Source organism: Pseudomonas sp. GL_139_B, from assembly GCF_057834475.1.
The window spans coordinates 1,568,709-1,591,495 of record NZ_CM174403.1; the positions used below are offsets into that span (position 1 = coordinate 1,568,709).

At 58.7% G+C, this 22,787-nt stretch carries 23 protein-coding genes; 21 read left to right on the forward strand and 2 right to left on the reverse strand.

The window, feature by feature from the left end; all coding sequences use genetic code 11:
• Positions 1 to 134 precede the first annotated feature (134 nt).
• The gene (rne, locus tag AC3ISI_RS07150) at positions 135 to 3,338 is read right to left on the reverse strand and encodes a ribonuclease E (RefSeq protein ID WP_489336141.1); all 3,204 of its coding nucleotides are present in this window, start codon (positions 3,336 to 3,338) and stop codon (positions 135 to 137) included.
• Positions 3,339 to 4,037: 699 nt separating this feature from the next.
• Between rne and rluC the strand changes: the two genes are divergently transcribed.
• From rluC to AC3ISI_RS07165, 3 genes are read left to right on the forward strand one after another with little or no spacing between them, the layout of a single operon-like run.
• Complete coding sequence (gene rluC, locus AC3ISI_RS07155) at positions 4,038 to 5,000, forward strand: 23S rRNA pseudouridine(955/2504/2580) synthase RluC (RefSeq protein WP_489336142.1); 963 nt, start codon at positions 4,038 to 4,040, stop codon at positions 4,998 to 5,000.
• Entirely contained in the window at positions 4,987 to 5,649 is a 663-nt protein-coding gene (locus tag AC3ISI_RS07160; RefSeq protein ID WP_489336143.1) for an HAD-IA family hydrolase, read from the forward strand. Before rluC ends, AC3ISI_RS07160 begins: the two co-directional genes overlap by 14 nt.
• Positions 5,650 to 5,673: 24 nt before the next feature.
• Positions 5,674 to 6,663: a S49 family peptidase gene (locus AC3ISI_RS07165; protein WP_489336144.1), complete on the forward strand. Its 990-nt coding sequence runs from the start codon at positions 5,674 to 5,676 to the stop codon at positions 6,661 to 6,663.
• A 77-nt stretch (positions 6,664 to 6,740) separates the two neighbouring features.
• Here the strand turns inward: AC3ISI_RS07165 and AC3ISI_RS07170 are convergent, their stop codons facing one another.
• Positions 6,741 to 7,319, reverse strand: a complete 579-nt coding sequence (locus AC3ISI_RS07170; protein ID WP_489336146.1) for a Maf family protein — start codon at positions 7,317 to 7,319, stop codon at positions 6,741 to 6,743.
• A gap of 106 nt (positions 7,320 to 7,425) precedes the next feature.
• On the opposite strand from AC3ISI_RS07170, the gene AC3ISI_RS07175 reads away from it, so the two are divergent.
• The 18 genes from AC3ISI_RS07175 to AC3ISI_RS07260 all read left to right on the forward strand — a co-directional run bounded on the left by AC3ISI_RS07175 (position 7,426) and on the right by AC3ISI_RS07260 (position 22,736).
• A complete protein-coding gene (locus AC3ISI_RS07175; RefSeq protein WP_008152342.1) occupies positions 7,426 to 7,953 on the forward strand; it encodes a YceD family protein in 528 nt (175 codons plus the stop codon).
• Between the two features lie 13 nt (positions 7,954 to 7,966).
• Positions 7,967 to 8,149 carry a 50S ribosomal protein L32 gene (rpmF, locus tag AC3ISI_RS07180; RefSeq protein WP_003179396.1) on the forward strand — a complete coding sequence of 61 codons (183 nt, stop codon included), beginning with the start codon at positions 7,967 to 7,969 and terminating at the stop codon, positions 8,147 to 8,149.
• A gap of 4 nt (positions 8,150 to 8,153) precedes the next feature.
• A complete protein-coding gene (gene plsX, locus AC3ISI_RS07185) occupies positions 8,154 to 9,164 on the forward strand; it encodes a phosphate acyltransferase PlsX (RefSeq protein WP_489336147.1) in 1,011 nt (336 codons plus the stop codon).
• Between the two features lie 125 nt (positions 9,165 to 9,289).
• Positions 9,290 to 10,228, forward strand: a complete 939-nt coding sequence (gene fabD / locus AC3ISI_RS07190; RefSeq protein ID WP_489336148.1) for an ACP S-malonyltransferase — start codon at positions 9,290 to 9,292, stop codon at positions 10,226 to 10,228.
• Between the two features lie 16 nt (positions 10,229 to 10,244).
• The gene (fabG, locus tag AC3ISI_RS07195; RefSeq protein WP_223518981.1) at positions 10,245 to 10,988 is read left to right on the forward strand and encodes a 3-oxoacyl-ACP reductase FabG; all 744 of its coding nucleotides are present in this window, start codon (positions 10,245 to 10,247) and stop codon (positions 10,986 to 10,988) included.
• 191 nt (positions 10,989 to 11,179) lie between these two features.
• Complete coding sequence (gene acpP, locus AC3ISI_RS07200) at positions 11,180 to 11,416, forward strand: acyl carrier protein (protein WP_003442511.1); 237 nt, start codon at positions 11,180 to 11,182, stop codon at positions 11,414 to 11,416.
• 109 nt (positions 11,417 to 11,525) lie between these two features.
• Positions 11,526 to 12,770, forward strand: coding sequence for a beta-ketoacyl-ACP synthase II (gene fabF, locus AC3ISI_RS07205; RefSeq protein WP_489336149.1), 1,245 nt, complete (start codon positions 11,526 to 11,528; stop codon positions 12,768 to 12,770).
• Entirely contained in the window at positions 12,770 to 13,585 is an 816-nt protein-coding gene (gene pabC / locus AC3ISI_RS07210) for an aminodeoxychorismate lyase (protein ID WP_489336150.1), read from the forward strand. The genes fabF and pabC overlap by 1 nt, the downstream gene beginning before the upstream one ends.
• 3 nt (positions 13,586 to 13,588) lie before the next feature.
• The gene (mltG, locus tag AC3ISI_RS07215; protein WP_489336151.1) at positions 13,589 to 14,830 is read left to right on the forward strand and encodes an endolytic transglycosylase MltG; all 1,242 of its coding nucleotides are present in this window, start codon (positions 13,589 to 13,591) and stop codon (positions 14,828 to 14,830) included.
• Positions 14,831 to 14,849: 19 nt separating this feature from the next.
• The gene (gene tmk / locus AC3ISI_RS07220) at positions 14,850 to 15,482 is read left to right on the forward strand and encodes a dTMP kinase (protein WP_489336152.1); all 633 of its coding nucleotides are present in this window, start codon (positions 14,850 to 14,852) and stop codon (positions 15,480 to 15,482) included.
• The gene (locus AC3ISI_RS07225; protein ID WP_489336153.1) at positions 15,475 to 16,461 is read left to right on the forward strand and encodes a DNA polymerase III subunit delta'; all 987 of its coding nucleotides are present in this window, start codon (positions 15,475 to 15,477) and stop codon (positions 16,459 to 16,461) included. Before tmk ends, AC3ISI_RS07225 begins: the two co-directional genes overlap by 8 nt.
• A 94-nt stretch (positions 16,462 to 16,555) precedes the next feature.
• On the forward strand, positions 16,556 to 17,341 hold the full coding sequence (locus AC3ISI_RS07230; RefSeq protein ID WP_489336154.1) for a TatD family hydrolase: 786 nt from the start codon (positions 16,556 to 16,558) through the stop codon (positions 17,339 to 17,341).
• Positions 17,342 to 17,683: 342 nt separating this feature from the next.
• Entirely contained in the window at positions 17,684 to 18,322 is a 639-nt protein-coding gene (locus tag AC3ISI_RS07235; RefSeq protein ID WP_489336155.1) for a TetR/AcrR family transcriptional regulator, read from the forward strand.
• Between the two features lie 139 nt (positions 18,323 to 18,461).
• On the forward strand, positions 18,462 to 19,430 hold the full coding sequence (locus AC3ISI_RS07240) for a GTP 3',8-cyclase MoaA (protein WP_489336156.1): 969 nt from the start codon (positions 18,462 to 18,464) through the stop codon (positions 19,428 to 19,430).
• Between the two features lie 168 nt (positions 19,431 to 19,598).
• Positions 19,599 to 20,204, forward strand: a complete 606-nt coding sequence (locus AC3ISI_RS07245; protein WP_489336157.1) for a DUF4823 domain-containing protein — start codon at positions 19,599 to 19,601, stop codon at positions 20,202 to 20,204.
• A gap of 16 nt (positions 20,205 to 20,220) precedes the next feature.
• On the forward strand, positions 20,221 to 20,781 hold the full coding sequence (locus tag AC3ISI_RS07250; protein WP_489336158.1) for a DUF1285 domain-containing protein: 561 nt from the start codon (positions 20,221 to 20,223) through the stop codon (positions 20,779 to 20,781).
• Between the two features lie 231 nt (positions 20,782 to 21,012).
• On the forward strand, positions 21,013 to 21,729 hold the full coding sequence (locus tag AC3ISI_RS07255) for a FadR/GntR family transcriptional regulator (RefSeq protein WP_489336159.1): 717 nt from the start codon (positions 21,013 to 21,015) through the stop codon (positions 21,727 to 21,729).
• 131 nt (positions 21,730 to 21,860) lie between these two features.
• A complete protein-coding gene (locus AC3ISI_RS07260; RefSeq protein WP_489336160.1) occupies positions 21,861 to 22,736 on the forward strand; it encodes an SMP-30/gluconolactonase/LRE family protein in 876 nt (291 codons plus the stop codon).
• The last annotated feature ends 51 nt before the right edge of the window (positions 22,737 to 22,787 follow it).

Sequence of the window (22,787 nt, forward strand, 5' to 3'; positions counted from 1 at the left end):
AGTCTGCATCAATGTTGAGCGATAAATTGCTATCGCGAGCAGCCTCGCTCCCACATGGATTGCGGTGATGTTCGGAGACATAAAAAAAGCCCCGCCTGGGATTACCAGGCGGGGCTTTTTAATGGCCTAGGAGATTAGACGAGGGGTTTAGGCTCGTGCTCTTTTTCCTGGGCTTGTTCGTGTTGCTCCACGGCTTCCTGAACGGAGCGTGGTGCTTCTTCGATGACCGATTCGGCAGGTGCCGCTTCGACCACTTCAGCTGTGACCGGGGCAACAGTGGCAGCCTGTTCGGCTTCCTTCTGCAGACGCTCTTCTTCACGCTTGCGACGACGCACTTCACGCGGGTCGTTAGGCGCACGGCCGCTTGGCGTCAGGGCGCTGACCGGGGCCACTTCAACTGCTGGAACAGCCATTTCGGCAACCACTGGAGCTGGCGCTTCAACGACTGGAGCAGGTTCGGCTGCTACAACCACTGGTTCGGAAACCATGGCTTCAGCGACTTCCGCTTCAGCAACCGGTGCAGGTGCTTCAACAGCAACCGGCTCGGCAACCCAGTTGAACGCAGTTTGTTCTTCACGAACTTCGCGGACAACTTCGGTCACAGTTTCAGTGACGGTTTCGGCAGCTGGCTCTGCAGCAACTACTGGCGCGGCGGCTGGCTCAGCGAAGGTAGCAGGCTCGGCAGCAGCTTCAACAACAGGCTGTGCTTCACGAACTGGAGCCACTTCGATTTCCGGAGCGGCAGTTGCTTCGACCGGAGTCGTTGCTTCTACCACTGGCGCTTCAACCGGAGCCGTTTCCTGAACAGCCGCAGTGGCGCGTTCAGCTTGCTCGTGAGCTTGTGCTTCAGCCGGTGCACTGATCACGGTACTGGCAACGGCTGCGGTCACAGCCAGACCGGCGGCCAGATCAGAAGTGCTTGGCGCTTCGCTGCTTTCGCCAGCTTCGTTACCTTCGGATTCTTCCGAACCTTCGATCACGTTGCCGTTGGCATCACGCTGACGCTCGCGGCGGTTGCTGCGACGACGCTGGCCACGGGAGCGGCGGCGTGGACGATCGCCTTCGGCGCCTTCCTGACCGTCTTCCTGCAGTTGCTCTTCGTTGGCGGTCAGTTCTTCTTCAGCGACGGCGGCAGCGGCTTGTTCTGCACGTGGCTGACGTTCTTCACGCGGTGGGCGTGGAGCGCGTTCTTCACGTGGCTGGCGAGCCGGGCGCTCTTCAGCGGCAGCAGTCGCGGCAGCAGCGGCCGGAGCGGCCGAAACGGCATCCAGAGGCTCGCGCAGTTCACGAACCGGACGCTCTTCACGATCGCCACGTGGCTTGCGGTCTTCGCGTGGAGCGCGCGGTGCACGTTCTTCACGAGGGGCGCGAGGTGCGCGCTCTTCACGTGGAGCACGTTCTTCGCGGGCTACGGCCGGGGTTTCTTCACGGGCTTCGCGTGGCTCACGGGGTGCGCGTTCTTCACGCGGTGCACGTTCCTCACGAGGCTTGCGTTCTTCATCGCGGCGACCATTACGGTTGCGGCTCTGCTGGCGACCGTTGCGACGCTCTTCATTACGGGCCGGACGCTCGGTGGTCACAGGTTTTTCAACCACGACTGGAGCAGCAGGCTCTTCCTTGGTCGCGAACAGGCTGACCAGCGACTTCACCAGGCCTTTGAACAGGCTTGGCTCAGGCGCAGCAACCGGTGCGGCCACTGGCGCGGCAGCGACGACTTCGGTCGGAACTGGTGCGTTGGCACGGGCCGGAGCGGTCTTGACCGCGGCTTCCTGGCGAACCAGGGTGCGGGTCGCAGCGGCTGGTTGGACTTCTTCGACTTCGGCAGCGGCAGCAGCGATTTCGTAGCTGGACTGATTGATGCTGGCTTCCGGGCTGTCATCACGAAGACGCTGAACTTCGAAGTGCGGCGTTTCGAGGTGATCGTTCGGCAGAATGACGATGCGGGCACGGGTGCGCAGTTCGATCTTGGTGATCGAGTTGCGTTTTTCGTTGAGCAGGAAGGCGGCCACCGGAATCGGCACTTGGGCGCGAACTTCGGCGGTGCGGTCTTTCAGGGCTTCTTCTTCGATCAGGCGCAGGATCGCCAGCGACAGCGATTCAACATCACGGATGATGCCGGTGCCGTTGCAACGCGGGCAAACGATGCCGCTGCTTTCGCCCAGCGATGGACGCAGGCGCTGACGGGACATTTCCAGCAGGCCGAAGCGCGAGATGCGACCGACTTGCACGCGAGCGCGGTCGGCTTCCAGGCATTCGCGGACTTTCTCTTCCACGGCGCGCTGGTTCTTGGCAGGGGTCATGTCGATGAAGTCGATGACGATCAGGCCGCCGATGTCGCGCAAGCGCAACTGACGGGCGATTTCTTCGGCGGCTTCAAGGTTAGTCTGCAGGGCGGTCTCTTCGATGTCGCTGCCTTTGGTGGCTCGCGCCGAGTTGATGTCGATGGACACCAGGGCTTCGGTCGGATCGATAACGATGGAACCACCGGAAGGCAGTTCGACGACGCGCTGGAAAGCGGTCTCGATCTGGCTTTCGATCTGGAAACGGTTGAACAGCGGAACGCTGTCTTCGTACAGCTTGATCTTGCTGGCGTACTGCGGCATCACCTGGCGGATGAAGGTCAGGGCTTCGTCCTGGGCTTCAACGCTGTCGATCAGCACTTCACCGATGTCCTGGCGCAGGTAATCGCGGATGGCGCGGATAATCACGTTGCTTTCCTGGTAGATCAGGAATGGCGCGGAACGATCCAGCGAAGCTTCTTTGATGGCGGTCCAGAGTTGCAGCAGGTAATCGAGGTCCCACTGCATTTCTTCGCTGCTACGGCCCAGGCCGGCAGTGCGCACGATCAGACCCATGTCGGCCGGGGCAACCAGACCGTTCAGGGCTTCACGCAGTTCGTTGCGCTCTTCACCTTCGATACGACGGGAGATACCGCCGGCACGCGGGTTGTTCGGCATCAGAACGAGGTAACGACCAGCCAGGCTGATGAAGGTGGTCAGGGCGGCGCCCTTGTTGCCACGTTCTTCTTTTTCGACCTGAACGATGACTTCCTGGCCTTCGCTCAGGACGTCCTTGATATTGACGCGGCCTTCGGGGGCTTTCTTGAAGTATTCGCGGGAGATTTCTTTAAGGGGCAGGAAGCCGTGGCGCTCGGAGCCGAAATCGACAAAGGCAGCCTCAAGGCTTGGTTCGATGCGAGTAATCCGGCCTTTATAGATGTTGGCCTTCTTCTGCTCGCGTGCACCGGATTCGATGTCCAGGTCGTAGAGGCGTTGGCCATCTACCAGTGCAACACGCAACTCTTCGGGTTGAGTTGCGTTAATCAGCATTCTTTTCATGTAGTACCGTCGGTTTCCGGGCTGCCGGAAACGGCGTTCGGCACACACGACTTCTCACGGTCGGTGTCAGGTGCGTCAGGAGTGGTTGGCCACTCCAGTGTCTAGCGAACCCCGACCAATTGGGCCGGTGTCGCGACGTACGCGTCCTGCTTGCTGTGGCTACTTAAGCACTCAGTCAGGAGGAGGAATCAACCAGCGGCTGTGGACGAGATGAAGCGTCTTGATAAAGCCTATTGCTACACAGTCCAGCGGTTGTGCATCTCCACCCTACACGTATCCCTGATAATTCGGGTGCTGCCGCGCGCAGAATCCGCAGCGGGTTGGCATTTACCGTGAGCTCCGAAGGGGGAGGTCACGCATCATGGCTAATTTAGGCGTTGTTTCCGAAGCGTTCGCTCAGGGTCGTTCGAGGCTGACTGCACTTTGTGAACTGGCCGTGAATATTTGCTCGCAAGGCGAGTTAAAACTCTGCTTTGCGGCATGATTCAGGCCTCATGTCACCTGCGCTGGTTACAGCTGCAAACTCCACCGTTACGTAGCGAAAGCCCCGTAGGACGGCCTCGCGTCCTGGTGAATTGCGTTGGTCAGGGCCGGTTTTTGACCGTTGGTCCGCTGTCCAGCCGCTTTTGGCGGCGTTCGCGACTATAGCAGCAATGATTAAGTGCTTCAATTCCATAAAAAATTGTTATCATCCGCGCCATGACGACTACAGCCCCTTCGACCCCAGCCGTACAACTGCTGGAGGTCTCGCCGGAATATGCCGGCCAACGTATTGATAACTTCCTTCTCGCTCGGCTTAAAGGCGTGCCCAAGACCCTGATTTACCGCATTTTGCGCAAAGGCGAAGTGCGAGTGAACAAAGGTCGGATCAAGCCCGAATACAAGCTGCAGGCGGGCGATATCGTGCGCGTGCCGCCGGTTCGTGTACCTGAGCGCGACGAGCCAGTGCCGCTGGCCCAAGGCCTGCTGCAGCGCCTCGAAGCCTCGATTGTCTTTGAAGACAAGGCGCTGATCGTGATCAACAAGCCTTGCGGCATAGCGGTTCATGGCGGCAGTGGCCTGACTTACGGGGTGATCGAAGCCTTTCGTCAGTTGCGTCCCGATTGCAAGGAGCTCGAACTGGTTCACCGTCTCGACCGTGATACGTCAGGCCTGTTGATGATCGCCAAGAAGCGCAGCATGTTGCGCCATTTGCACACTGCATTGCGCGGCGATGGCGTCGATAAGCGCTATATGGCGCTGGTCCGTGGTAACTGGGCGACCTCGATCAAGCAGGTCCGCGCGTCGCTGGGCAAGAGCAATCTGCGCTCCGGCGAGCGCATGGTCGAGGTCGACGAGGAGGAGGGGAAGGAGTCCGTGACCGTGTTCAAGGTCCTGCGCCGCTTCGGCGACTTTGCCACCCTGATCGAAGCCAAGCCGATTACCGGCCGGACTCACCAGATCCGTGTCCATACCTTGCACGCCGGGCATTGCATCGCTGGCGACACCAAGTACGGCGACGAAGGTTTCAGCAAGGAAATCCGTGACCTGGGCGGCAAGCGCCTGTTTCTGCACGCCTACATGCTGACCGTGCCGCTGCCCGATGGTGGCGAGCTGAAATTGCAGGCGCCTGTGGACGAGATGTGGGCCAAGACCGTGGAGCGATTGAGTGCGCCCATCTGATTACAAACTGCTGATTTTCGATTGGGATGGCACGTTGGCCGACTCCATTGGTCGGATTGTGGAGGCGATGCATGTCGCCTCCGAGCGTTCCGGATTTCCGTTGCGTGATGATTTTGCCGTCAAGGGCATCATCGGCCTGGGTTTGCCAGAAGCGATTCGTACCCTGTATCCCGACATTGGCGATGCCGAATTGGTCGCATTTCGTCAGCACTATGCGGATCACTATGTCGCCTCCGAAGCCGTGCCTTCGCCGCTATTTGATGGTGTAGTCGAGTCGATGGAGGCGTTCCGTGCCGAGGGGTATCATTTGGCTGTAGCGACCGGCAAGGCCCGTCGCGGGCTGGATCGGGTGCTGAAATCGCACGGTTGGGAAGATTATTTCGATATCACCCGCGCCGCCGACGAAACCGCCAGCAAGCCACATCCGCTGATGCTTGAGCAGATTCTGGCCCATTGCGAGGTTCGTCCCGAGCAGGCACTGATGGTCGGCGATTCATCCTTCGATTTGCAGATGGCGCGCAATGCCGGCATGGATTCGGTGGCGGTCAGTTACGGCGCGCAATCAATCGAGGCGCTTAAGTTGTTCGAGCCGGCATTGGCCATTGATCGTTTTTCAGAATTGCACGCCTGGCTGAATCGGCGGGCTTAATAGATTTTTGCTGGGGTAGATGTCATGACCGACGAATGGAAAGCGCCCGCCAAGGCGAGCGCAGAGAGCGGTGACGAAAAAAGCTGGAAGCTGCTGGAAAAGACCTTGCTGGCCAGTGTGCAGGAGCAGCGTCGGTCGCGTCGCTGGGGGATTTTCTTCAAGCTGCTGACTTTCGTGTACCTGTTTGTCGCGCTGATCCTGTTCACGCCGCTGATGGACATGGAAAAGAGTGCGACCCGCAGCTCCAACTACACGGCGTTGATCGACGTGACGGGCATGATCGCCGACAAGGAGTCGGCCAGTGCCGATAACATCGTTGGCAGTCTGCGTGCGGCCTTCGAGGACGAGAAGGTCAAAGGAATCATTCTGCGCATCAACAGCCCGGGCGGCAGTCCGGTGCAGTCGGGTTACGTGTATGACGAAATCGTCCGCCTGCGCGGTCTGCATCCGGACATCAAGGTGTATGCGGTGATCTCGGATCTGGGTGCTTCGGGCGCTTACTACATTGCCAGTGCGGCGGACCAGATCTACGCCGACAAGGCGAGCCTGGTGGGTTCCATCGGTGTGACGGCGGCTGGCTACGGCTTTGTCGGCACCATGGAGAAGCTGGGCGTCGAGCGTCGTACTTACACATCGGGTGAGCACAAGTCGTTCCTCGATCCGTTCCAGCCGCAGAAGCCAGAGGAAACTCAATTTTGGCAGGGCGTGCTGGACACCACGCACCAGCAGTTCATCAGCAGCGTCAAGAAGGGGCGTGGCGATCGCCTCAAGGACAAAGAACATCCGGAGTTGTTCTCCGGGCTGGTCTGGAACGGTGAGCAAGCGCTGCCGCTCGGTCTGATTGATGGCCTGGGTAATGCCAGTTCGGTGGCGCGTGACGTGATTGGCGAGAAAGAGCTGGTGGACTTTACTGTTCAGGAGTCGGCGTTCGATCGCTTCTCGAAAAAGCTCGGTGCCAGCGTGGCGGAGCAATTGGCAATGTGGATGGGTTTTCACGGTCCGTCGATGCGTTGATCTTCTTCGGTGCTGAAAAAACCGGCCCAAGTGGCCGGTTTTTTAGTACCTGCGCGGTCCCTGTACGATTGTGGTCCTCAGGGGATTTGCACGCCTTCGGCCAGTAGCATGTCGATCAGGCGGATCAGCGGTAGACCGATCAGGCTGGTGGCGTCAGGGCCTTTGGTGCTTTGAAACAGGCTGACCCCCAATCCTTCGGCCTTGAAGCTGCCAGCGCAGTCGTAGGGCTGTTCGGCGCGCAGGTAGCGCTCGATGCGTGCCTGGTCGAGTACACGCATATGTACGGTGAACGGCACGCAATCAACCTGGCATTCACCGGTCTGGCTGTTGAGCAGCGCCAGGCCGGTGAGAAAGGTCACGCTGGCGCCGCTGGCGGCCAGCAACTGTTCGCGGGCTTTTTCGAAGGTGTAGGGTTTGCCGATAATGCAATCGCCGAGTACCGCGACCTGGTCGGAGCCGATGATCAGATGGGCGGTATGGTTGCCCGCAAGTGCCTGGGCTTTTTCTTTGGCGAGGCGTTTGACCAGTTCGATGGCCGGCTCACCCGGTCGATGGCTTTCGTCGATATCCGGCGAGCCGCAGGTGAATGGCAGCTGCAAGCGGGCCAGCAATTCCCTGCGATACACCGAGCTTGAAGCGAGTAATAAAGGCAGCATGCGCAACTCCAAAAGTCAGGCGTGAATTCTAGCGGAGGCTTGCAAGTGACGGACAGGGCTGAATTTCCTTTGACATGGCTGGGGGCATCCCTATAATGCTGCGCCTATGTTGAATGACCCGATTCCACCTCACGTTGACCCGCGCAAATTGGCTGATCGTGGCACCACCCTTCAAGGTGAAATGCTGCTGGCCGATTTGGAGAGACTCTGCGACCCGCTTTCCGACACTGTCGGTACGGTGCAGGCTAAATTCGTTTTTGAACGAGATGAACGTAAATCTGTGGTCATCCACAGCTTTATCGACACCGAGGTCAAAATGGTTTGCCAGCGTTGTCTTGAGCTGGTCACCCTGCCGATCCATAGCGAATGCAGTTATGCTGTGGTGAAGGAGGGTGCGAATACCCAGTCGTTGCCGAAAGGTTATGACGTGCTGGAACTGGGCGAAGATCCTTTGGATCTGCAGTCACTGATCGAGGAGGAGCTTCTGCTCGCCTTGCCCATTGTGCCTGCTCATCATCCGGAAGAATGCCAGCAGCCGGCGGGTCTCGATGAGCCCGAACCGAGCGAGGACGAGGTAACGCGGTCCAACCCGTTCAGTGTATTGGCGCAGTTAAAGCGTGACCCAAACGTTTAGGAGTTAATCAATTATGGCTGTTCAGCAGAACAAAAAATCCCGCTCCGCCCGTGACATGCGCCGTTCGCACGACGCTCTCGAGGCTAGCACCCTGTCTGTAGAAAAAACCACCGGTGAAGTTCACCTGCGTCACCACGTATCGCCAGAAGGCGTATACCGTGGCCGTAAAGTGATCGACAAGGGCGCTGACGAGTAATCACTTGTCCGCTCAAGTCATCGCGATTGACGCAATGGGCGGGGACTTCGGTCCCCGCAGCATTGTTCAGGCCAGCCTCGCTTGCCTGTCTGCTACACCCTCGCTGCACCTGACCCTTGTCGGTCAACCCTCCCTTCTTGAAGAATTGCTCTCTGGCCAATTGGCTGTGGATCGCTCGCGCCTTTCGATTGCGCCTGCATCTGAAGTCATCACCATGGACGAAAAGCCTGCGCAGGCCCTGCGCGGCAAGCCCGACTCGTCGATGCGTGTTGCGCTTGAATTGCTGCGTGATGGCAAGGTCCAGGCCTGTGTCAGTGCCGGCAATACCGGTGCGCTGATGGCGTTGTCGCGGTTTGTGCTCAAGACCTTGCCGGGCATTGATCGCCCGGCAATGGTGGCGGCGATTCCGACGCAAAAGGGCTACTGCCAGTTACTCGATCTGGGCGCCAATGTTGATTGCAGCGCCGAGCACTTGTTGCAGTTCGCTGTCATGGGCTCGGTGGCGGCGGAAGCGCTCGGTATTGCTCGTCCGCGTGTCGCGCTGCTGAACATCGGCACCGAGGACATCAAGGGTAATCAGCAGGTCAAGCTGGCGGCCACCTTGTTGCAGGCCGCTCGGGGCATCAACTACATCGGTTTTGTCGAAGGTGACGGTTTGTACCGTGGCGAGGCGGATGTGGTGGTGTGTGACGGCTTTGTCGGCAATATCCTGCTCAAGTCCAGCGAGGGGCTGGCGACCATGATTGCCGGGCGTATCGAAGCCTTGTTCAAGAAAAACCTCGCTTCGAAAATGGTGGGGGCCCTGGCGTTGCCATTGATGAAGCGTCTTCAGGCTGAGCTCGCACCTGCGCGGCATAACGGTGCCAGCTTCCTCGGCTTGCAAGGGATTGTGGTGAAAAGCCATGGTTCGGCCGGCGTTCAGGGGTTTCAAAGCGCCATTTCCCGTGCGTTGATCGAAATTCAGGAAAATCTGCCGGAGCGGATTCACGGTCGTCTGGAGGATTTGTTGCTTTAGGCGTTTTCGTCGGACAATGCTTAAATGTGACCGCTTGGGCCAATTGGCCATCCAACTGTCAGTTTCTTGCGTCCCCCACTTGGGACATCAATTCTCCGACGACAAGATCATTAGGGGCTTGTTACATGTCTGCTTCCCTCGCATTCGTCTTTCCAGGACAGGGTTCGCAGTCCCTCGGCATGCTGGCCGAGTTGGGCGCGCAACATCCGGTTGTCCTCGAAACTTTCAAAGAAGCTTCCGATGCTCTGGGTTACGACCTGTGGGCGCTGACCCAGCAAGGGCCGGAAGAGCAACTCAATCAAACCGATAAAACCCAGCCGGCCATTCTGACCGCCTCGATCGCCTTGTGGCGTCTGTGGCTGGCCGAAGGTGGCGCTCGCCCGGCTTATGTTGCCGGTCACAGCCTGGGCGAATACAGCGCCCTGGTCGCTGCGGGCAGCCTGAGTCTGGGCGACGCCGTGAAGCTGGTTGAGCGTCGCGGCCAGTTGATGCAAGAAGCCGTTCCGGCCGGGCAGGGCGGCATGGCCGCGATCCTCGGTCTGGAAGACGCTGATGTCCTGGCAGCCTGTGCCGAAGCGGCGCAAGGCGAAGTGGTCAGCGCGGTGAACTTCAACTCCCCGGGCCAGGTGGTCATCGCCGGTGCCAAGGCGGCGGTCGAGCGCGCCATCGAAGGCTGCAAGGCCCGTGGTGCCAAACGCGCCATGCCGTTGCCGGTCAGCGTGCCGTCGCACTGTGAACTGATGCGTCCGGCGGCCGAGCGTTTCGCCGAGTCGATCGCCGCCATCGACTGGCAGGCGCCGCAGATCCCTGTGGTACAGAACGTCAGCGCCAATGTGCCGGCCGATCTGGAAACCCTCAAGCGTGATCTGCTTGAACAACTCTACAAGCCCGTGCGCTGGGTTGAATCGGTCCAGGCACTGGCTGCCAAGGGCGCGACCCAACTGGTCGAATGCGGTCCTGGCAAAGTGCTGGCCGGTCTGAACAAACGCTGCGCCGAAGGCGTGTCGACATCCAACCTCAATACCCCAGACGCTTTCGCTGCCGCCCGTGCAGCGCTGGCCTGAATCAGGAGAAACTTGCATGAGTCTGCAAGGTAAAGTTGCACTGGTCACCGGCGCGAGCCGTGGGATCGGCCAGGCCATCGCCCTGGAACTGGGTCGTCAGGGCGCCACCGTGATAGGCACCGCGACCTCCGCTTCCGGTGCTGAGCGCATCGCCGCAACCCTGAAAGAAAACGGTATTCAAGGCACCGGTCTTGAGCTCAATGTCACCAGCGACGAATCCGTTGCGGCAGTACTGGCGAGCATCACTGCACAGTTCGGTGCCCCGGCGATCCTGGTCAACAATGCCGGTATCACCCGCGATAACCTGATGATGCGCATGAAAGACGACGAGTGGCATGACGTCGTCGATACCAACCTGAACAGTCTGTTCCGCCTGTCCAAGGGCGTTTTGCGCGGTATGACCAAAGCCCGTTGGGGACGAATTATCAGTATTGGCTCGGTTGTGGGTGCCATGGGCAACGCAGGCCAAGTAAACTACGCAGCCGCCAAGGCCGGTCTGGAAGGTTTCAGTCGCGCACTGGCGCGTGAAGTCGGTTCGCGTTCGATTACGGTAAACTCGGTGGCCCCAGGGTTCATCGACACCGATATGACCCGTGAACTGCCCGAGGCACAGCGTGAAGCCTTGCAGACGCAGATTCCGCTGGGCCGTCTGGGGCAAGCTCAAGAGATCGCGTCTGTGGTCGCTTTTCTTGCCTCCGACGGTGCGGCTTACGTTACTGGGGCTACAATCCCGGTGAACGGCGGGATGTACATGAGTTAAATGTGACGGATCGCTTCAAAAAAATGTCATACGAGCTGTCTAAAATCCGTTATAAAGCTGCAATCTATTTATAGGCAGAGGGCTGTCGGGTTTGAGGAGTGAAGCTTTCAGTTGAAAAGCTGAAAAGTCTTTCTATACACTTACCCACTGGCCAGCTGCCTGAATTTGTCCATTAGGAGTGAAAACAAGGTATGAGCACCATCGAAGAGCGCGTCAAGAAAATCGTTGCTGAGCAACTGGGCGTTAAAGAAGAAGAAGTGGTCAACACCGCTTCCTTCGTTGAAGACCTGGGTGCCGACTCCCTTGACACCGTTGAGCTGGTGATGGCTCTGGAAGAGGAATTCGAGACCGAAATCCCTGACGAAGAAGCTGAGAAGATCACTACTGTACAAGCCGCAATCGATTACGTTACTAACCACCAGGCTTAATAGCTTGTAATCGTTGCTTGCTGTCATGGAAAAACCGCACTGCCATCACGGCGTGCGGTTTTTTCTTTAGGCCTGATGCAAAGTCGTCATTTGAAAAAAGGAGAGTGCTGTGTCGCGTAGACGCGTCGTAGTCACCGGTATGGGTATGTTGTCGCCACTGGGCACGGATGTGCCGAGCAGTTGGCAGGGCATTCTGGCTGGCCGCAGTGGCATTGGTCTGATCGAACACACCGACCTTTCTGCCTATTCCACCCGTTTTGGCGGCTCGGTAAAGGGCTTCAATGTCGAGGAGTACCTGTCGGTCAAGGAAGCTCGCAAGCTCGACCTGTTTATTCAATACGGTCTGGCCGCAGGTTTTCAGGCTGTACGCAACGCCGGTCTGGAAGTCACTGACGCCAACCGCGAGCGCATCGGCGTGGCCATGGGCTCGGGTATTGGCGGTCTGACCAATATCGAAGAAACCAGTCGCACCCTGCATGATTCCGGCCCACGGCGGATCTCTCCGTTTTTCGTGCCAGGCTCGATCATCAATATGATTTCCGGTTTCCTGTCCATCCACCTGGGTGCACAGGGACCTAACTACGCCATCGCCACTGCGTGCACCACCGGTACACACTGCATCGGCATGGCGGCCCGCAACATCATGTACGACGAAGCCGACGTAATGATTGCCGGCGGCGCCGAAATGGCCGCGTGCGGACTGGGCATGGGCGGCTTCGGTGCTGCCCGCGCGCTGTCGACCCGCAACGATGAGCCAACCCGTGCCAGCCGTCCGTGGGACAAGGGTCGTGACGGTTTCGTCCTGTCCGATGGTGCCGGTGCTCTGGTGCTCGAAGAGCTGGAACACGCCAAGGCGCGCGGCGCGACCATCTATGCCGAGCTGATCGGCTTCGGCACCAGTGGCGACGCTTACCACATGACTTCGCCACCGGCAGACGGTGCGGGTGCAGCACGTTGCATCACCAACGCCCTGCGTGATGCCAAGGTCAACGTTGATCAGGTTCAATACATCAACGCCCACGGCACCTCAACCTCGGCCGGCGACCTTGCCGAAGCCTGTGCGATCAAGTCGGTGTTCGGCGATCACGCTTACAAGCTGGCCGTCAGTTCGACCAAGTCCATGACCGGTCACCTGTTGGGGGCCGCGGGCGCAGTCGAAGCAATCTTCAGCGTGCTGGCGATCAACAGCCAAGTCGCGCCGCCGACCATCAACCTCGATGAGCCGGACGAAGGCTGCGACCTCGACTTCGTACCGCACACTGCGCGTAACCTGGACATCGATGTGGTGCTGTCCAACTCCTTCGGTTTTGGTGGGACCAACGGCTCGCTGGTGTTCCGCCGGTTCGCTGACTGATGGACAGCTGGGTCGACGGTCAGCCGGCCGACACTCTGTCGCTGAAAGATCGCGGCCTGGCTTACGGCGATGGTTTGTTCGAGACCATTGTCGTGCGTGGTGGGCAGCCGCTGTTGCTGGACCGGCACTTGTCGCGTCTGGTGCAAGGCTGTTCGCGCCTGGCGATCGCTGTAGATCACGCGCTGGTTCGCAACGAATTGCTGGCCTACGCCGCGGCGCTCGGAGAGGGTGTGCTAAAGCTCATTCTCACGCGTGGCGACAGCTTGCGCGGTTATGCCCCTGATCCTTCCGCGCAAGCCCGACGCATACTACAAGGCAGTCCTCCTGCTGCTTATCCGGCTGTTCATGCAGAGCAGGGCGTTCGCTTGTTCCCCTGCGTTACGCGACTTTCCAGGCAACCCTTGCTCGCCGGACTCAAACACCTGAACCGTCTTGAGCAAGTAATTGCCCGTGCCGAATGGCAAGACACCGAACATGCCGAAGGCTTGATGCTCGATCAGGTTGGTCGCGTCATCGAAGGAGTGTTCAGTAATGTGTTCCTGGTGCGCGAGGGCGTGCTGATCACCGCCGATTTAAAGCGCTGTGGCGTTGCCGGCGTGATGCGTGCCGAATTAATGTTTCAAGCCGAGTCACTGGGGATTTCCACGCAAATCACCGACATCAGCCTCGATCAGCTGCAATGGGCCGACGAAGTCTTTGTTTGCAACAGCGTGTATGGCGTTTGGCCGGTGCGCGCCTATGCTGCGTTGAGCTGGCCGGTTGGGCCGCTCACCCGTAAACTCCAAACCATTGCCCGCGCGCTACTGGATGTTTGATACGTGAGACGTAAATTCTTGCTGCTGCTGGAAACCGGATTGGTTCTGGCGGGGCTGTGTCTGGGCGCTTCTGCCTGGAAAATCCATTCGGCGCTGGAACAGCCGCTGAACATCACACAGGAAAGACTGCTGGACGTGCCCAAAGGCACGACACCAACCCGCACCTTCTATCGACTTGAAGCCGATGGCGTCATCAAGGACGCGTTCTGGCTGCGCGTTTACTGGCGCTTCAACCTCCCCAAACAGCCGTTGCACAGCGGCGAGTACCGCATGGTTCCGGGCATGAAGGTGGAGGGGCTGATCGACCTGTGGAAGCGCGGCGAAATGGTTCAATACAGTCTGACCCTGGTCGAAGGCTGGAATTTCCGTCAGGTTCGTTCAGCCCTGGCCAAAGACGAAAAACTGGAGCAGACCCTCGACGGTTTGAGTGACAGTCAGGTGATGGAGAAGCTCGGTCACCGGGGGATCTTTCCCGAAGGTCGTTTCTTCCCCGACACCTATCGGTTTGTGCGTGGCATGACCGACGTCGACTTGCTGAAAAAAGCCTACGATCGCCTCGACGAGGTCCTCGCCAAAGAGTGGGATCAGCGCGCTGCTGACGTGCCATACACCGAACCTTATCAGGCGCTGATCATGGCCTCGCTGGTGGAAAAGGAAACCGGCGTGCCGCAGGAGCGCGGGCAGATTGCTGGCGTCTTCGTTCGACGCATGGCGATCGGTATGTTGCTGCAGACCGATCCCACGGTGATCTACGGTCTGGGTGATCGCTACAGCGGTAAATTGACCCGCGCCCACCTCAGGGAAGCGACCCCGTACAACACGTATGTGATCTCGGGCCTGCCGCCGACGCCGATTGCCATGGTCGGCCGCGAAGCCATCCATGCTGCATTGAACCCGGTCGCCGGCAACAGCTTGTATTTTGTTGCGCGCGGTGATGGCAGCCACGTGTTTTCCGATGATCTGGATGCCCATAACAACGCGGTGCGCGAGTTCCAGCTCAAGCGTCGTGCCGATTATCGTTCCAGTCCGGCGCCGATCCCTGCATCAGAAACGGTGAATGGCGAAGCGTTGGACACCGAGTCGCCGATCCCGGCGGCTTCGCCCGATCCCGATCCCGATCCCGAGGCTTTGCCATCCGTGGTGCCGCAAGAAACGGCTCCTGCAGCTACGCCTGAACCGGCCCCTGAACCGGCCCCTGCACCTGAGCCCGCGCCGGATGCGGTCGCTCCGCAAACCCCGCAATAATTCTGACTAAGGACTGCCCGTGACTGGCTTGTTTATTACCCTGGAAGGCCCGGAAGGTGCCGGCAAAAGCACCAATCGCGAGTACTTGGCCGAGCGCCTGCGTGCTGCCGGAATCGAGGTGGTACTGACCCGCGAGCCGGGTGGTACGCCATTGGCCGAGCGGATTCGCGACGTGCTGCTGGCACCGGCTGATGAAGTCATGAACCCCGACACCGAGCTGTTGCTGGTGTTCGCCGCACGGGCCCAACACCTGGCCGAGGTGATTCGCCCGGCGTTGGCCCGTGATGCGGTGGTCTTGTGTGATCGTTTTACGGACTCGACCTACGCCTATCAGGGCGGCGGTCGCGGTTTGTCGTTGGAGCGCATCGCGACCCTGGAAACTTTCGTCCAGGGCGATCTGCGCCCGGACCTGACGCTGATCTTCGACCTGCCGGTGGAAGTGGGCCTGGCCCGTGCCAGCGCTCGCGGTCGACTGGACCGTTTTGAACTCGAAGGCCGAACCTTTTTTGATGCGGTACGCCGTGCATTTCTCAAGCGCGCTGAAGCGGACCCAGCACGGTATGTGTTGGTTGATGCGGCCCAACCGTTGGCGCGGGTTCAGCAGTCTTTGGACGTTCTGCTGCCCCGTCTGCTGGAGTTGACACGTGGCTGAAGCCTATCCGTGGCAGGACAGTCTCTGGCAGCAGTTAGCCGGTCGTAAGCAACACGCTCACGCCTATCTGCTGCATGGCCCGGCCGGGATCGGCAAGCGCGCGCTAGCTGAGCGGTTGATGGCCAGTCTGCTGTGCCAGCGTCCGACTGCGCAGGACGCTTGCGGTGAATGCAAATCCTGCCTGCTGCTGAAGGCTGGCAGCCATCCCGACAATTACATCCTGGAACCGGAAGAAGCCGACAAGGCGATCAAGGTCGATCAGGTGCGCGAACTGGTCAGCTTCGTGGTGCAGACCTCGCAGATGGGCGGGCGCAAAGTCGTGTTGATCGAGCCGGTCGAGTCGATGAACATCAACGCTGCCAACGCCTTGCTCAAAAGTCTTGAAGAGCCATCGGGCGATACCGTTTTGCTGTTGGTCAGCCACCAGACCAGTCGACTGTTGCCGACCATCAAAAGCCGTTGCGTCCAGCAAGCCTGCCCGTTGCCAAGCGAGGCAATGAGTCTTGCCTGGCTGGCCAAAGCCTTGCCGGACAGCTCGGAAGAAGAGCGTATGGAGCTGCTGACGCTGGCCGCCGGTTCTCCGCTGGCCGCGGTCAAGTTGCAGACACAGGGTGTGCGCGAACAGAGAGCGCTGGTGGTCGATGGCGTGAAGAAGTTGCTCAAGCAAGAGCAATCGCCGACGCAATTGGCTGAAGAATGGAAAACCATTCCGCAGTTGCTGCTGTTCGACTGGTTCTGTGACTGGTCAAGTCTTATCCTGCGCTATCAGCTGACCCAGGATGAAGAAGGTCTGGGATTGACTGACATGCGAAAGGTTATTCAGTACCTGGCACAGAAAACCGCTCAGGATAAGGTCTTGAATATCCAGGACTGGATCCTTGCCCAGCGTCAAAAGGTCATGAGCAAAGCCAACCTCAATCCGGCGCTGTTGCTGGAAGCGCTGCTGGTGCAATGGGCGTCCTTGCCTACCCGCAAGTGACTGTCTGCGCCTAGACTCTATGCATTTGCCCCCATCTGGCCGGAGCCCTCAAGTCCGACCGTCCCATTCATACGATGTCAGTTGCAGCCCCTTTATGCTCGTAGATTCCCATTGTCACCTTGATCGCCTCGACCTCGCCGCCCACGACGGCTCTCTGGATGCTGCACTCGATGCGGCCCGCCAGCGCGGGGTAGGGCACTTTCTGTGTATCGGCGTCAGTGTCGACAATGCCGCCGACGTCAAGGCTCTGGCCGAACGTTACGACGATGTCGATTGCTCGGTCGGCGTTCATCCGCTGGACGTGCAACCGGGCGCTGCGCCTGCGCTGGATTGGCTGTTGCGTGAGCTCAATCACCCCCGTGTGGTCGCGATTGGTGAAACCGGTCTGGATTATCACTACGAACCGGAAGCGGCCGAGTTGCAGCAAGAGTCGTTTCGCCTGCACCTGCAAGCGGCCCGGCAGACCGGCAAGCCGGTCATCATCCACACCCGTGGCGCGCGTGCCGATACCTTGAGCTTGTTGCGCGAAGCGGCGCTGCCTCAGGCGGGCGTACTGCATTGCTTTACCGAAGACTGGGACATGGCCAAGGCTGCGCTGGACATGGGCTATTACATTTCCTTGTCCGGTATTGTCACTTTTCGCAATGCCGACGCGCTACGCGATGTGGCCAGCAAGGTGCCGGCCGACCGGTTGTTGGTGGAAACCGATTCGCCGTACCTCGCACCGATCCCTTATCGCGGCAAGCCGAATCTGCCGCAGTACGTGCGTGAAGTAGCGGAATTTCTGTCAATGTTGCGAGGTGAGCCCTACGAGCGATTTGCCGAGCAGACCACTGAGAACTTCAAGCGGCTGTTCCCGCTGGCGCATGTGAAAGGTTAAATCGCAGGCAAAAAAAACCCGGGTTCTGGGGGGTGAATCCGGGTTAAGACCATTAGGAGTAAAACAATGGCACACGGTCCGTTGGTACCAATATCGGCGCAACACTTGGGGGAGATGTCTCGCCGACAGTTCAAGTATTGATCACTATTGCGCCTAGTCCAGTTTACCGGTCGCGATTTTTAAACAATTTTGGAATACGTCCGCTTCGGAAGAGTTCTCATCAATGGGCGACCCTGCTGGAAATCATCACGAAACGCAGATATGGTCGGATGATCCGTGCATTTTTGCGTAAGTTAGGCATAATACGCGGCTTCGAATTTTGACCCAAACAGACCTTTTCTTATGCATAAAGAACCTCGTAAGGTCCGTGAGTTTCGTCGCCGCGAGCAAGAAATTCTCGATACCGCGCTCAAGCTGTTCCTCGACCAGGGTGAAGACAGTGTCACCGTCGAGATGATTGCTGATGCCGTCGGTATCGGTAAGGGCACGATCTACAAGCACTTCAAATCCAAGGCGGAGATTTATCTGCGCCTGATGCTCGATTACGAGCGTGATTTGAACGAGCTGTTGCATTCGGCCGATGTCGACAAGGACAAGGAAGCGCTGTCCCGGGCTTACTTCGAATTCCGCATGCGCGATCCGCAACGCTATCGTTTGTTCGACCGACTGGAAGAGAAGGTGGTCAAGGGCAATCAAGTGCCGGAGATGGTCGAGGAACTGCACAAGATCCGCGCCTCCAACTTCGAACGCCTGACCCTGCTGATCAAAGGCCGGATCAGCGAAGGCAAGCTCGAAGACGTGCCGCCTTACTTTCATTACTGCGCGTCCTGGGCGTTGGTGCATGGCGCCGTGGCGCTGTATCACTCGCCGTTCTGGAGCAATGTGCTGGAAGATCAGGAAGGTTTCTTCCAGTTCCTGATGGACATCGGCGTGCGCATGGGCAACAAGCGCAAGCGCGATAGTGACACCCCGAGCAACTGAATCATTCAGCTGCCTGATTGCGCCATGATTTAGCTATATGGCGCAGTACCGCAGGAATATACTCAGGCATGGGACTTGCTAAAACTTGAATTGTGAGTCAAGTTTTGCGCGTTCCAATTTCCCATCGCCGGAGTGCTCCATGATCGTTGACCGTCAAGGCAGGCGTTTTCGCAATTTGCGGATCAGTCTGACTTCAGCCTGCAACTACGCTTGTACCTACTGCGTGCCTAACGGTAAGCGGCTGGTGGCTGCGCAGGATGAATTGTCGGCCGAGGCCATGGCGCGTGGCGTGGCGTATTTGATCGAAGCAGCAGGTATCGAGCGTTTGCGCATCACCGGTGGCGAGCCGCTGGTCAGTCCTAAACTCGAAGCCTTCATGACCGCCGTTGGCAACATGGGCCTGCAAGACATCAGCCTGACCACCAATGGTCAATTGCTGGCGAAAAAGCTGCCGTTGCTGGTGGATGCCAGCATTCGTCGTATCAACGTTTCCCTCGACACCCTGGACGCCAGCGCTTTTCGCAGCATTGCGCGCGGCGGCGATCTGGCGACCGTACTCGACGGTATGGATCAAGCCAGCGCGGCGGGTATGAAGATCAAGGTCAACATGGTGCCATTGCGCGGACAGAACCTTGATCAGGTGATGCCGCTGCTCGATTACTGCCTGGAGCGCGGTTACGAATTGCGCTTCATCGAGCTGATGCGCATGGGCCACCTGGCCACCGACTCCAATGCTTTCCTGCAACAGTTCGTCAGCCTCCAGCAGTTGCTGAGCCTGATCGGCGAGCGTTATGAATACCTGCAAGCTGATGCGCCAGTCGACGCAACAGCGGTGCGCTATGAAATTCCAGGGCTTGGACACTTCGGCGTGATCGCCAATGAAAGCGTGCCGTTCTGCCGTACTTGCTCGCGCTTGCGTCTTTCGTCCACGGGTTGGTTGCATGGCTGCCTGTCGTCGAGTAATCGCCATTATGTCGGCGACTTGCTGGACAAACCGCGCCATCAAGCGCTTCCAGCATTGCAACGGCTGTTGGTGAAGGCCTTGGGTGATAAACAGGAAGTGGCGTTTTCGGGTGGCGCTACGGTCATGAAGATTATTGGCGGCTGATCCTCTCTCATCGCGAGCAGGCTCGCTCCCACAATGAGTTGTACAAAAACTGTGGGAGTGAGCCTGCTCGCGATTGCTATCTATAAGGCAACTACATCCTTGAGCTGGCGCGGAAGCTGCATCCAATGGCCATTCGCCGGTTTTCCGTCACCGGCCTTGGAGGGTAGGATGCGTAGTCTGGTTTTGCTGCTGGCCGTTTTGGCGCTGGGTGGCTGCATGAAAGTCAGCGACATGGCTGAAGAGACTCATTACCAGATGAGCGACGTTGGGCTGCTGGATCACAGCGACAGCCGTCGAGTAAACAACCTGCGTATTCAACCGGACTCGTTCATCTACATCGCCCAAGGTCCCTTCGCGCCACCGGACAGTACTTATCCGCGCCCTAATGCGGTGGCCGAAGAGGCCTTCAAAGGCTTTATCGAATACTTCCCGATGGTACGCCGCGCCCGCACACCCGAGGGTCTCGATCGGGCCATGGCTGATGCCCGCGCCGTCGGTGCCCATTACCTGCTTTACACCCGTTTTGCCAACGCTGACGACCGCATCGGCAACATGGATGACTGGATCGATCAGGAATACGTGGATCGCCTCGGTATCGACAGCGGCGTAATTCAGATCATGTTGATCGAGACCAGCACCCAGTATTTGATTGATACTGCAACCATCAAGAGTCGTGGCGGTTTACTGACGTTCCACGACAACAGGCCAGAAGACCTGATTGGCCCGCCGCTGCAGCAATACGCGCGAAGCCTGATCGGGATCAGCGACCAGTAAATTCAAGGAGTACGCAATGAGTGACCCGCAAAAAGCCAACGATTTGTTGGGGCAGATCCCCAAAACCAAAGGCTTGCCGCCGGTTCACCTGTGGAACCCGGATTTCTGTGGCGACATCGATATGCGCATCGCCCGCGACGGCACCTGGTATTACCTGGGCACGCCGATCGGGCGCAAGCCGATGGTCAAACTGTTCTCCACCATCATTCGCCGCGATGGCGATGACTATTTTCTGATCACGCCGGTCGAGAAGGTTGGCATCAAGGTCGATGATGTGCCGTTTGTGGCGATCACCGTGGATGTGGAAGGCGAGGGTGAAGCTCAGCTTCTGCGGTTCACCACCAACGTTGATGAAACTACCGAGGCCGGCGCGGAGCACCCGATTCGTGTGGTGATCGATCCGGTCACTCAAGAGCCTGCGCCCTATGTCCACGTGCGCACCAACCTAGAAGCACTGATCCATCGCAACGTGTTCTACCAATTGGTTGAGCTGGCTGTGACCCGTGAAATCGGCGGGCATCGATGGCTTGGTGTGTGGAGCGGTGGCGAGTTCTTCCCTATCGGGCTCGAACCTTAATACACAACACTGCAGGAGCGGGCTTGCCCGCGAAGGGGAGTTAACATTCAACTTCAATGTTGCCTGTTATACCGCCTTCGCGGGCAAATCGAATCGTCGCACCGCCGTTCCTCCAGTGGTATGTGACTGCCGCTGAATCTCATAGAAAATCCAATTGACACCCAATCATATGATGATTAGCGTAGGCCTCCATCGCGAACGGCTTTTTGCCGTCCCTGCTTCGAGGTTTCCATGTCCAGCAGCTTTCATGCATCGACCGTTGATTGGCTGGGTTGCTGGATTGCCGCTGGTCAGGTGAAGCCTGGCGAAACGCTCAAGGTCGAAGCCGACTTGGGCGAACAGCTCGGTGTCAGTCGCACGGTCATCCGCGAAGCCATCAAAACCCTGGTCGCCAAAGGCATGCTCGAAGTCGGGCCGAAAGTTGGCACGCGGGTGTTGCCAGTGCGCCGCTGGAACCTCTTCGATCCACAAGTCGTTGGCTGGCTGTCACGCAGCGGTTTGCCGGAAAACTTCGTCGACGATTTGCTCGACCTGCGCCGCACCATCGAACCCATGGCCGTGCGTTGGGCCTGTGAGCGGGCGACGGTCGAGCAAGTGCAGGCCGTGCTTCTGGCCTATAACGCGCTGGAACGGGCCGTGGAAAGCGGTGTCGATTACAACCGTGCCGACCAGATTTTTCACGAATGCATTCTCGCCGCCAGCCACAATCAGTTCATTGAGCAAATGGTCCCGGCCCTGGGCGCGCTGCTAGCGGTTTCGTTCGAGGTCTCCGCCGCCGACCCTGACGAGCTGCGTCGTACGCTGCCAATTCACAAAGACATGGCCGACGCCATCGCCGCCCGCGACGCCGCACGCGGGGTGTGGGCCTGCATGACCCTGATCGATAACGCAGACCTGGCGATCAAGCGTTACTACCCACAAGTCATGGCCGACAAAAAAGCCGGCTGAACATAAAAAACCCCTGTAAGAGCGAGCTTGCTCGCGAAGGCGTCAGCACATCCGACATTGATGTCACAGGCACACCGCTATCGCGAGCAGGCTCGCTCCCACAAAAAAACAACAAAAACGATGGAGGTTTCATGACGTTGAATGCGCTGACCCAACACCGCGCGCGGCTTGGCGAAGGCCCGTTCTGGGACGTGCCCACGCAGGCGTTGTACTGGGTTGATATCGCCGGCAAACAAGCGCTTCGGCTGATCGGCGCCAACGTCGAGATCTGGGAAATGCCGGAACATATCTCCGCATTCATCCCCTGCGAAAGCGGTGATGCGCTGGTCGCATTGAGCAGTGGCGTCTATCGACTGGACCTCGAGTCACCGGGTCTTGAGCCGCGCCTGACCTTGCTCTGTGTAGCCGACCCGCAACCCGGCAATCGCCCCAATGAAGCCCGTTGCGATGCGCAGGGCCGGCTCTGGCTCGGCACCATGCAAAACAACATCGGCGAAAACGGTGAAGACCTGCCTGTTACTCGTCGCTCCGGTGGCCTGTTTCGAATCGACCGTAACGCGCGGGTGACGCCGCTGCTTCGAGGACTGGGGATCCCCAACACGCTGCTATGGAGTGATGACGCGACGACGCTGTTTTTCGCCGACAGCCTCGACGCCACGCTGTACCGGCATTACATCCATGCCGACGGCAATCTCGACACCGCTTGCGTCTGGTTCGGTCCCGATAAACGCGGCGTTCCCGATGGCTCTGCCATGGACGCCGAAGGTTACGTGTGGAACGCCCGCTGGGACGGCAGCTGTTTGCTCCGGCTCACCCCGGACGGTCAGGTTGATCGAATCATCGAACTGCCCGTCAGCCGTCCCACCAGTTGCGTGTTCGGCGGCGAAGACCTGAAAACCCTGTACATCACCAGTGCTGCGAGCCCGCTTAACCATCCGCTGGATGGCGCGGTGTTATCGATTCGAGTGGATGTGACTGGAAAGCCCTGTACACGTTTTGCTGGTTGAATCCCAAAATATGGGATGCAAAATTATATATTGAGATTTTTTAGTGGGCGG

Coding starts and splice junctions, on each gene's coding strand:
- AC3ISI_RS07175 (WP_008152342.1), top strand. CDS start 7,426: ATGTTGAATGACCCGATTCCACCTCACGTTGACCCGCGCAAATTGGCT.
- rluC (WP_489336142.1), top strand. CDS start 4,038: ATGACGACTACAGCCCCTTCGACCCCAGCCGTACAACTGCTGGAGGTC.
- AC3ISI_RS07240 (WP_489336156.1), top strand. CDS start 18,462: ATGATCGTTGACCGTCAAGGCAGGCGTTTTCGCAATTTGCGGATCAGT.
- AC3ISI_RS07255 (WP_489336159.1), top strand. CDS start 21,013: ATGTCCAGCAGCTTTCATGCATCGACCGTTGATTGGCTGGGTTGCTGG.
- fabG (WP_223518981.1), top strand. CDS start 10,245: ATGAGTCTGCAAGGTAAAGTTGCACTGGTCACCGGCGCGAGCCGTGGG.
- AC3ISI_RS07250 (WP_489336158.1), top strand. CDS start 20,221: ATGAGTGACCCGCAAAAAGCCAACGATTTGTTGGGGCAGATCCCCAAA.
- fabD (WP_489336148.1), top strand. CDS start 9,290: ATGTCTGCTTCCCTCGCATTCGTCTTTCCAGGACAGGGTTCGCAGTCC.
- pabC (WP_489336150.1), top strand. CDS start 12,770: ATGGACAGCTGGGTCGACGGTCAGCCGGCCGACACTCTGTCGCTGAAA.
- AC3ISI_RS07260 (WP_489336160.1), top strand. CDS start 21,861: ATGACGTTGAATGCGCTGACCCAACACCGCGCGCGGCTTGGCGAAGGC.
- acpP (WP_003442511.1), top strand. CDS start 11,180: ATGAGCACCATCGAAGAGCGCGTCAAGAAAATCGTTGCTGAGCAACTG.
- rpmF (WP_003179396.1), top strand. CDS start 7,967: ATGGCTGTTCAGCAGAACAAAAAATCCCGCTCCGCCCGTGACATGCGC.
- AC3ISI_RS07165 (WP_489336144.1), top strand. CDS start 5,674: ATGACCGACGAATGGAAAGCGCCCGCCAAGGCGAGCGCAGAGAGCGGT.
- AC3ISI_RS07170 (WP_489336146.1), bottom strand. CDS start 7,319: ATGCTGCCTTTATTACTCGCTTCAAGCTCGGTGTATCGCAGGGAATTG.
- AC3ISI_RS07245 (WP_489336157.1), top strand. CDS start 19,599: ATGCGTAGTCTGGTTTTGCTGCTGGCCGTTTTGGCGCTGGGTGGCTGC.
- rne (WP_489336141.1), bottom strand. CDS start 3,338: ATGAAAAGAATGCTGATTAACGCAACTCAACCCGAAGAGTTGCGTGTT.
- AC3ISI_RS07230 (WP_489336154.1), top strand. CDS start 16,556: ATGCTCGTAGATTCCCATTGTCACCTTGATCGCCTCGACCTCGCCGCC.
- AC3ISI_RS07235 (WP_489336155.1), top strand. CDS start 17,684: ATGCATAAAGAACCTCGTAAGGTCCGTGAGTTTCGTCGCCGCGAGCAA.